The organism is Arthrobacter sp. P1_A5, assembly GCF_056406825.1.
Map to the genome: position 1 here is coordinate 1 of NZ_JBFTZL010000180.1, position 7,606 is coordinate 7,606.

Genomic DNA, 7,606 nt, shown 5'->3' on the forward strand with positions numbered 1-7,606 from the left:
GATATCTGCTGACGAATGCCCACGTGGTGGGTGGCGCCCAGTCCGGCCACGCAGTCTTCGCCGACGGCACCAGCACGGCCGTTGACGTGGTGGGCGCCGACCCGCTCTCCGATCTTGCCGTGGTCCACGGCAGGGCACCCACCGCGGCGCCGGCTGAACTCGGCGACGCCGAGTCCCTCCGGGTCGGCCAGCTGGTCATCGCCGTGGGCAATCCGCTCGGGCTCGCCGGCTCCGTCACCGCCGGCGTGGTCAGCGGGCTGGGCCGTTCGATCCCGGTCTGGTCCGGACGGAGCCGGCGCGTGATCGAGGACGTCATCCAGACCGACGCGGCCCTCAACCCCGGCAGCTCCGGCGGGGCGCTGGCAGACGCCCGCGGGCGGATCGTCGGCATCAATACGGCCGTGGCCGGTGTTGGGCTCGGGCTGGCCGTTCCCATCAACGCGACGTCCCGGCGGATCATCGCGTCGCTGCTCAAGGACGGCCGCGTCCGCCGGGCCTACCTGGGCCTGGTCAACACACCGATCCAGTTGCAGCCGAGCGCCGTCGTCCGGACGGGCCGCAGGGAGGGCCTGCTCGTGGTCGAAGTCCTCCCGGATTCCCCCGCCGAGCGGGCCGGGCTACGGACCGGCGACATCCTCCTGAAGGTCGGACACATGTATGTGTCCAACGCCGAGAGCCTGCAGAAACTGCTGTTCGCCGAAGCGATCGGGGAGCCGCTGGACCTTGCCGTGCTCCGGGACGGCGCGGACCTGCGACTGGTGGCCGTGCCCGCCGAGATGACCGATAACCAGTAGGGAAACCCGGTCCGGACCGGCGGTTTCAACCCGCTGGAATTTGCCCGCCGGGGGCCTAATCGCTGCCCGGCTAAACTACTTGGGTCCGCATAGCGGCGGCCCGCGGAATTACTTGGTTGGCGCCGCAATCACCTGCCCTCCGCTCCGCGCGCTTACTCAGCGGTACTGACCCCTGTACGCGTCTTTCTTTGGGCGAAAGATCGGGTAGCGGCATGCCTTGTTGCGCCCCGCCGGGCGTGTCACGGTGTCATTGGAAAGCCGGAGGGAACAGAGCCTCAGTACGGCCTGGTTTCGATGTTGATCCGGCTCTCCATAGACGATTAAGTTCGTTTTACCTGGGGAAATCGGAGAACATCGTGGATAGCCCAAAGGAAACAGCACCTTCCATTTCGGTCCGCCTCTTCGGATCATTCGAAGTGCGCCGGGACGGCGTGGCGCTCACCGCCGCCGAMATGGGCGGATGCAAGCCCCGGCACATACTGGAAATCCTTCTCCTGAACCTTGGCACGCCCGTGTCCAAGACCCGCCTGATCGATCTTCTCTGGGGCGCCGGAGCCAGTGACGGCTCCGTTGCGACCCTCGAGAGCTATATCAGCGGTATCCGCCGTGCCATCCAGCCGGGGCAGACCAAGACCGGCCCGCTCCGCACGGCCAACAGTGGCTACGTCCTGGATCCTACGCTCGTGGACCTCGATCTGTTCCGGTTCCGGGACCTGGTCCGCGACGCCGGTGAGCTGGCTCCGGCGGAGGCCTACCCCCTGATGCTCGAGGCCCTGGAGATTTCCGCCGAGCCGCTGCTCGGGTTCGAACTTGCCTCCGACTGGGCCGAAGAGGCGCGCGCACGCCATGCAGCCGAGAAGGTGGCGCTGCAGATCCTCGCGGCAGAAACGGCGGCTCTGCTGGACAAACCAGACGATGCCGTCAACCTGGTCCAGGCTGCCATTCGCGCGGAGCCCCTGAACGAGCGGGCCTGGACGGTGCTGGTGACCGCCTATGAACAGGCAGGCCTGCCGGCGGAGGGCCTCGCGGCGTATGACCGCTGCCGGCGGCTCTTCGACCGCGACCTTGGCTGCAGCCCCGGTCCGGCCCTGCAGGAAGCGCATCTGCGGCTACTGCGGCAGCGCGCGGAAAGCAACTCCGAACTCTCCGAGGTACTGGCGGCGCTGCTCTATCTGGGTGAGCGGTTGAACGGGCCCAAGAGCCGGCAGCTGCCGGCGGCGGAGTCCCGGCGCATGCATGAGAACGCCGGGCGGGTGCTTGATTCCTTCCTCCAGCGCGTCCGGGCCGCGGTCTGACCCCCGCGGGGCCGCCACCGTTGGACCGGCGGCGCCGAATTGATGACCGAGATGGCCGCCACAGGGACGCGGGCGTTAGCTTCGTCACGTGGCCGGGATTCTCGGGGAATTCCGCCGCGCCGGGCCTCATACTGGGAACATCCCCGGCGGGCAGTCCCACCGCCGGGCGTGAGGAGGGCCCATGGAAACCTTGAAGAAAGTCGTCACGAACGAGTACTTCCCCGCAGCCGCTGTGCTGTCCGGAGTCATCCTGTTCTGGGTCCTGGGCCTCTTCGGCGGACTGTCCCTCCTAAGCACCCGCCAAAGCCCGGTGACCACCCTGACGTGGATGATGTTCGTCTACGCCGCAGCGGTGCTCTCGCCCCTGGCCGGGCTTGTCGCCGCCATCGACCTCGTGCGCCGGTGGCTGCGGAACCGGCAGGCGGCCGCGGCGGAATCCGCCTAGTCCGCCCCGCCTGGCCTATCCCGGCGCCCGGTCCATCCCGGCGCCCGGTCAGCCAGCCGGCGCCATGCCGCTGCCGGCGCCCTCTGTCAACCGAAGCGCGACTGTTACTCGAAGCGCGACGGATCACCCATGCCGCGCCGGACGATTTCTGCGACGCCGCTGGAGTAGTCGATCACAGTGGTTGGCTCGGCACCACAGTCGCCGGAATCGATCACGGCGTCCACCACGTGGTCCAGGCGTTCCTTGATCTCCCACCCCTGAGTGAGTGGCTCTTCCTCATCGGGAAGCAGCAAAGTGCTCGACAGCAGCGGCTCGCCAAGCTCAGCGAGCAGCGCCTGCACGACGTGGTTGTCCGGAATGCGCACGCCAACAGTCTTTTTCTTCGGGTGCAGCAGCCGTTTCGGGACCTCCCTGGTCGCCGGCAGGATGAAGGTATAGCTGCCGGGCGTGACGGCCTTGATGCTGCGGAACACATCGTTGTCGATCTGGACGAACTGGCCCAACTGGGCGAAGTCCTTGCAGACGAGGGTGAAATGATGTTTGCCGTCCAACTGCCGGATGGTCCGGATCCGGTCCAGGGCCTCCCGGTTACCCAGCTGAGCGCCCAGCGCGTAGCAGGAATCCGTGGGGTAAGCGATCAGGCCGCCTGAGCGCACGATGTCCACCGCCTGGAGGATCGAACGGGGCTGGGGGTTCTCGGGGTGCACATCGAAGTATCTCGCCATGCCAAGAGCATACGCCCGGCGGCCGCCCGGACGACCACAGCGGAGCCCGTCAGCCGACCCGAATGTCCCGCGGCGGAGCGGGGCCGGCCGCTGCTTGTGCACAGACAGTTCTGTCTGATACTTTCATTCCGGTGTAGACAAACCTGTCTACACCCCACTCATGCAGGTTTGCGGCAACGAACACCGAGAGCGAGAACCGAATGCTGTCAATGGCAGGAAAGACAGTTCTGATCACCGGAGGCACCGGCGGGATCGGCAAGGCCACGGCTCTGGGTCTGGCCGCCCTGGGTGCGCGGGTTGCCATCACTGGACGCAACGCTGACAGGGCATCGCGGGCAGCTGAGGAGATCCGGGCTGTGGCGTCGGCCCCCGTCGAGGTGTTCACCGCCGATCTCTCCTCCCAACGGGAAGTCCGCAGGCTGGCCGACGAGGTGCTGAATACCTTGGACCGCCTCGATGTGCTGGTCAACAATGTGGGCGGATTCTGGAACACCCGCCGCGTCACCGTGGATGGACTTGAGTACACCTTCGCCCTTAACCACCTTGCTCCTTTCCTGCTCACCAACCTTCTCCTTGAACGGTTGAAGGAGAGCGGACCGGCGCGGATCGTAACGGTCTCGTCCGGCGCCCAGGCCATGGCCCGGATGGACTTCGCGGACCTGCTGGCCGAACGGTCCTACTCGGGGCAGCGGGCGTACAACCAGTCGAAATTGGCCAACGTCTTGTTCACTTACGGACTCGCCGCACGTCTCTCCGGCACCCACGTCACCGCAAATGTGCTCCACCCCGGAGTCGTGGCGACGGCGTTCGGAGCCGAAGATCCGGGCCGGCTGCAAGAGTTCCTGACACCGCTGGTTCAGCGGTGGATGAAAACCCCGGAGCAGGGCGCCCGGACCTCCATCTACCTTGCCTCGGCGCCGGAGGTCGAAAACGTCACCGGCCAATACTTTGCCAACAGCACTCCCAAGAAATCATCAAAACGCAGCTACAGCCAGTCCGATATTGACCGCCTCTGGCAGGTCAGCTCGGCTCTGGTCGGCCTCGAATCCGACTCTGAAAGAAGCACGAACCTTCCATGACCCCACAGCGCACGCTCGTCCTTGTTGCCCACCCCGACCTGGAAAGCTCGCGGATCACCGCGCACCTCACCTCAGCCATCATGGACTTGGAGCACGTGACGGTGCATGACCTCTCCGCCGCCCACCCGGACCGGCGGTTCGACACCGCCCGGGAACAGGAATTGCTGCGCGGGCACGACACCATCGTCTGGCAGTTCCCGTGGCACTGGTACTCCGTCCCGGGGGTCCTGAAGGAGTGGATGGACCAGGTGCTCACCTACGGCTTCGCGTACGGCGCCGGAGGCGACGCCCTCCACGGAAAGCGGCTCCAGCTGGTGCTGTCGACCGGCGGCCCTGAATCGTCCTACGCGCCGGCAGGACACAACCGCTTCACGATGGAGGAGCTCCTGCGCCCCCTCGACGCGACCGCGCACTTGTGCGGCCTGGAGATGGCCCAGCCACTCATCCTGCATTCGGCACCCCGGGTGGACGCCGACGAACTCGGCCGGCACGCCGCCCGGTACCGAGAACTGCTGGCTCCCGCGTCGGTCGCCGCGCGGTAGCCGGAATCCGGTGCGTCGGATCAGACGCACCGGGGGAGCGGCGGTCAGGCGGCCTGGGCGGCGGACATGAAAGCAGACCCGCCGGCCCGGCTCCGCACAGGCTTTGCCCGGCCGGGTAGCCCGTTGCCGCCAGCAGCAGCACCGCCAGCGTCCAGCGCAGGGCCTCGTCCGCCGTCATGTCCACACAGTCACAACTGCTCGTCGTGGTGGATCCGTTCGCCGAGCTGCCGCAACGGCTCCCCGCTGCCGCTCCACTGCTGGGCTATGAACTCTGCCGCGATGGACACCGCCGTTTCCTCCGGGGTGCGGGCGCCCAGGTCCAGGCCGACAGGACTGTGAAGCCTGGACAACTCGGCCTCAGTCAGTCCCGTCTGCCGAAGCCGTGCCATCCTGTCCTCGTGCGTGCGCCGGGATCCCATGGCGCCGATAAAGGCCACGGGGCTGCCGCGCAGGGCCACCTCAAGGACGGGGATGTCGAACTTCGGGTCGTGGGTCAGGACGCAGAGCACAGCCCTGGAATCCAGCAGGCCTTGGGCAAACTGCTCGCTTAGGTACCGGTGTGGCCACGCGTTGACCACCTCGGCGGCGTCGGGGAATCGCGCCGGCGTCGCGAATACGGACCGCGCATCACAGACGGTCACCCGGTAGCCCAGGAACGCGCCCAGCCGCGCCAGCGCCGCGGCGAAGTCAATGGCGCCGAAAACGAGCATGCGCGGCGGCGGCGCATAGCTGGCAAAGAAGACGCGCATGCCGGTGTCCAGCCGCTCGCCGTCCACACCGTAGTTCAGGATGCCCGTCCGGCCGGCGGCGAGAAGACCCTGGGTGTCGTCGCCGACGGCGCGGTTGGTCCGGTCCGAGCCCAGGTCACCCCCGCAACCGTCCGGCCTGACAACCAGGTGCCGCCCCACGCGGCCGGCATCCGGGTGTTCGATGATCGTGGCGACGCCCACGCGGCGCCCGGCGGTGATGTCCTGCGCGACGGCGTCGAGTTCGGCAAAGCGGTGCCGGGAAACAGGTTCGACGAAGATATCGATGATTCCACCGCAGGTCAGGCCCACGGCAAAGGCATCGTCATCGCTGATCCCGTAGCGCACCAGGGCCGGCACGCCGTCGTCCTTGACCTGGGTGGCGAGCTCGTACACGGCCCCCTCGACGCAGCCGCCGGAGACGGATCCCACGGCCTCGCCGCCGGCCGTCACCAGCATCGCCGCCCCCGGGAGCCGGGGCGCAGATCGGAATGTGCTCACGACGGTGGCCAGGCCTGCCGTGGCACCGCTTCGCCAGTCGGGCAACATGGCCGCGAGGACATCACGCATCGGCGCTCCTCAGAGCCTGCCGCACAGCCGGAGCAGCCGGAACGCCGAACGCCGGCCGGCCCAGTACGCGATGCACGCCACGACGGCGATAACGCCGAGGACCTTCACCGGGCTGGCCAATTGCTCCGCCGCGATTCCCTTGGCGAGGCTCAGCGCATCCAGGCTGCCGTCCGGCGCGGCCTCCGCCGCGATTCCCTTGGCGAGGCTCAGCGCATCCAGGCTGCCGTCGGGCGCAGCTGCCGCTGAGACAGGCACAGGGACCGGTTCCGGCGCCGACGCGGGGACCGGAGCCGGGGTGGGTCCGGGGACCGCCGCAGGGGTCGGTCCGGCAGGGGCTTCCTGCGCAGGGGGTGCTGCCTCAGTGAGCATGGCCTGCAGATTTTTCGCGAAGAGCGACATCATCTGCTCAGTGACGCTGCCGATCACCCCCTTGCCCATGGCCGCTGCCTTGCCAGACAGCGCCAGGTCTGCGCTGACGGAACCCCGTGTGGCCGCTCCGTCTTCGGCCAGCACCAGGGTGACGGTGGCCTCGGCGGTGCCTTGTCCGCGCGTCTCCTGGGCCTTGCCGCCAAGGACCGCACGATGTTCCGGGGCGTTTCGTTCAATGACGTTCAGCAGGCCCTTGTATTGCATCGTGACCGGGCCGAGCTTTACCGTCATGCCCACTTGGTAGGCGTCGTCCGTGAGCTTGTTCAGGATCCTGGCCCCCGGAAGGCAGCCGGCCACCCGTTCGAAGTCCATCAGCGTGTCCCACACCTGGCTTATCGGTGCGACCACCGAGAACGTGCTGTCAATGTGCATGGGCTGGTTCCTTGCCTCTCGCTCGTTCGTGCGTGTCCTGTGAATGCGGCCCCTCGCCGCGAATGGCGGCAGCCACCTGCGCCAAGGCCCGGTAGCTGTGGCCGCTGACGAAGGCGTCGCAGTAGGGCAGGGCTGCCGCCATGCCGCCGACGAGGGGCCGGTACTGCGGGGCTGCCTTGCGCGGATTCACCCAGATGATCCGGTGGGCGAGCCGGCGCAGGCGGGCCATCTGCGCCGCGACCTGTTCCGGATCCTCGTAGGCCCAGCCGTCCGAAAACACCACCACCACAGCGCCCCGCGCCAGTCCGCGGCGGCCGTGTTCGTCGACGAAGCGCCGGAGGCATTCGGCGATCCGGGTTCCGCCGGCCCAGTCCGGCGCGGAGACAGCGGCGCGGGCCAGGGCCTGGTCCGGATCACGCAGGGCCAGTTGCCGTGTCAGCCTGGTCAGCCTGGTGGAGAAGACAAAGGCTTCCGCCCCGGCCCGGGTCACGGCGCCCTGCAGGAAGGATACGAAGACCCGGGAGTAGGGTTCCATCGATCCCGAAACATCGCAGAGCAACACCAGTTTGCGGCGCTGCTCGCGCCGGCGGGCATAGAGCAGCGCCGGGG

Annotated in this window: 9 protein-coding genes; 5 read left to right on the top strand and 4 right to left on the bottom strand. The window is 67.8% G+C overall.

Annotation, left to right across the window (positions count from 1 at the left end):
* The 3 genes from AC1D1S_RS17635 to AC1D1S_RS17645 all read left to right on the top strand — a co-directional run.
* Window positions 1-794: S1C family serine protease (locus AC1D1S_RS17635; RefSeq protein WP_476995060.1), on the top strand; the 794-nt coding region annotated here is incomplete at its 5' end.
* 356 nt (window positions 795-1,150) lie between these two features.
* Window positions 1,151-2,089 (top strand): AfsR/SARP family transcriptional regulator, encoded by a 939-nt coding sequence (locus AC1D1S_RS17640; protein ID WP_476995061.1) that lies wholly within the window; start codon window positions 1,151-1,153, stop codon window positions 2,087-2,089.
* Between the two features lie 181 nt (window positions 2,090-2,270).
* Window positions 2,271-2,534, top strand: coding sequence for a hypothetical protein (locus AC1D1S_RS17645; RefSeq protein WP_028276801.1), 264 nt, complete (start codon window positions 2,271-2,273; stop codon window positions 2,532-2,534).
* A gap of 104 nt (window positions 2,535-2,638) precedes the next feature.
* Here AC1D1S_RS17645 and AC1D1S_RS17650 read toward each other — a convergent pair whose 3' ends face one another.
* Window positions 2,639-3,259 (bottom strand): L-threonylcarbamoyladenylate synthase, encoded by a 621-nt coding sequence (locus AC1D1S_RS17650; protein ID WP_028276802.1) that lies wholly within the window; start codon window positions 3,257-3,259, stop codon window positions 2,639-2,641.
* Window positions 3,260-3,468: 209 nt separating this feature from the next.
* On the opposite strand from AC1D1S_RS17650, the gene AC1D1S_RS17655 reads away from it, so the two are divergent.
* Together AC1D1S_RS17655 and AC1D1S_RS17660 are read left to right on the top strand one after the other, a co-directional pair.
* Window positions 3,469-4,338 (top strand): SDR family NAD(P)-dependent oxidoreductase, encoded by an 870-nt coding sequence (locus AC1D1S_RS17655; RefSeq protein WP_476945089.1) that lies wholly within the window; start codon window positions 3,469-3,471, stop codon window positions 4,336-4,338.
* Window positions 4,335-4,880 carry an NAD(P)H-dependent oxidoreductase gene (locus AC1D1S_RS17660; protein WP_243177783.1) on the top strand — a complete coding sequence of 182 codons (546 nt, stop codon included), beginning with the start codon at window positions 4,335-4,337 and terminating at the stop codon, window positions 4,878-4,880. Before AC1D1S_RS17655 ends, AC1D1S_RS17660 begins: the two co-directional genes overlap by 4 nt.
* Before the next feature lie 188 nt (window positions 4,881-5,068).
* On the opposite strand, the gene AC1D1S_RS17665 is transcribed toward AC1D1S_RS17660, so the two are convergent.
* From AC1D1S_RS17665 to AC1D1S_RS17675, 3 genes are all read right to left on the bottom strand, one after another.
* Window positions 5,069-6,196 carry an XdhC family protein gene (locus tag AC1D1S_RS17665; RefSeq protein WP_243177781.1) on the bottom strand — a complete coding sequence of 376 codons (1,128 nt, stop codon included), beginning with the start codon at window positions 6,194-6,196 and terminating at the stop codon, window positions 5,069-5,071.
* Window positions 6,197-6,205: 9 nt separating this feature from the next.
* Window positions 6,206-6,997, bottom strand: a complete 792-nt coding sequence (locus AC1D1S_RS17670) for an SRPBCC family protein (RefSeq protein WP_476945090.1) — start codon at window positions 6,995-6,997, stop codon at window positions 6,206-6,208.
* The coding region (locus AC1D1S_RS17675; RefSeq protein ID WP_476995062.1) for a vWA domain-containing protein at window positions 6,987-7,606 on the bottom strand (620 nt) is incomplete at its 5' end. The genes AC1D1S_RS17675 and AC1D1S_RS17670, both read right to left, overlap by 11 nt.

Excerpts from the sequence above, each read along its gene's own strand:
- AC1D1S_RS17645 (WP_028276801.1), top strand. The coding sequence starts at position 2,271 with ATGGAAACCTTGAAGAAAGTCGTCACGAACGAGTACTTCCCCGCAGCC.
- AC1D1S_RS17650 (WP_028276802.1), bottom strand. The coding sequence starts at position 3,259 with ATGGCGAGATACTTCGATGTGCACCCCGAGAACCCCCAGCCCCGTTCG.
- AC1D1S_RS17655 (WP_476945089.1), top strand. The coding sequence starts at position 3,469 with ATGGCAGGAAAGACAGTTCTGATCACCGGAGGCACCGGCGGGATCGGC.
- AC1D1S_RS17660 (WP_243177783.1), top strand. The coding sequence starts at position 4,335 with ATGACCCCACAGCGCACGCTCGTCCTTGTTGCCCACCCCGACCTGGAA.
- AC1D1S_RS17665 (WP_243177781.1), bottom strand. The coding sequence starts at position 6,196 with ATGCGTGATGTCCTCGCGGCCATGTTGCCCGACTGGCGAAGCGGTGCC.
- AC1D1S_RS17670 (WP_476945090.1), bottom strand. The coding sequence starts at position 6,997 with ATGCACATTGACAGCACGTTCTCGGTGGTCGCACCGATAAGCCAGGTG.